This is a genomic window from Bordetella petrii (assembly GCF_020991325.1).
In the GTDB taxonomy this organism is placed as follows: Bacteria; Pseudomonadota; Gammaproteobacteria; order Burkholderiales; family Burkholderiaceae_B; genus Bordetella_A; species Bordetella_A petrii_E.
The window spans coordinates 1-561 of sequence record NZ_JAJMLX010000541.1 but is presented as its reverse complement, the minus strand read 5'-3'; the positions used below and the strand labels follow the sequence as shown (position 1 = coordinate 561).

Below are 561 nucleotides of genomic sequence, written 5' to 3'. Positions count from 1 at the left end.
GCCGGCCGGCGGGCCGTCCCAGGCCAGGCGGTGCGCGCCGGCGGCGCTGTCGAAGCCGGGCTCAGTCGTCACGGTTGCGCATCCAGTCGGCCACGCCGTAGAAGGCCTGCAGCAGGCGGTCGACCAGTTCGGGCGCCAGGCCCTGGTCCTGCATGGCGCGTCCCATGCAGGTCAGCCATTGGTCGCGTTCAAGGCGGCCGATGGAAAACGGCAGGTGCCGGGCACGCAGCCGAGGGTGGCCGTAGCGCTCGATGTAATAGTTGGGGCCGCCAAAGTAGCCGCACAAGAACAGGAACAGTTTGTCGCGCGCCGAGTCCAGGCTGGGGCCATGCGCCGCGCGCAGGGCGGCCAGGTCGGGCTCGATGTCCATCAAGTCGTAAAAGCGGTCCACCAGCTCGCGGATGGCTGGCTCGCCGCCCAGCGTGTCGAACAGGGTGGACGAGGTTTGCAGGGATTCGACCGTGGGTTGGACACGGGTGGCAGTCATCCAACAAACGCCGATACCAGCCAAGCCACGCTACACACTGGCCGAACTCCTGACCGAAGCCGAAGTCGCTGGCG

General features: G+C 67.9%; 1 protein-coding gene. It reads right to left on the bottom strand.

Annotated elements, in window-relative coordinates:
* Positions 1 to 61 precede the first annotated feature (61 nt).
* Positions 62 to 487 carry a group II truncated hemoglobin gene (locus tag LPZ50_RS25235; RefSeq protein WP_230665550.1) on the bottom strand — a complete coding sequence of 142 codons (426 nt, stop codon included), beginning with the start codon at positions 485 to 487 and terminating at the stop codon, positions 62 to 64.
* Positions 488 to 561: the final 74 nt, after the last annotated feature.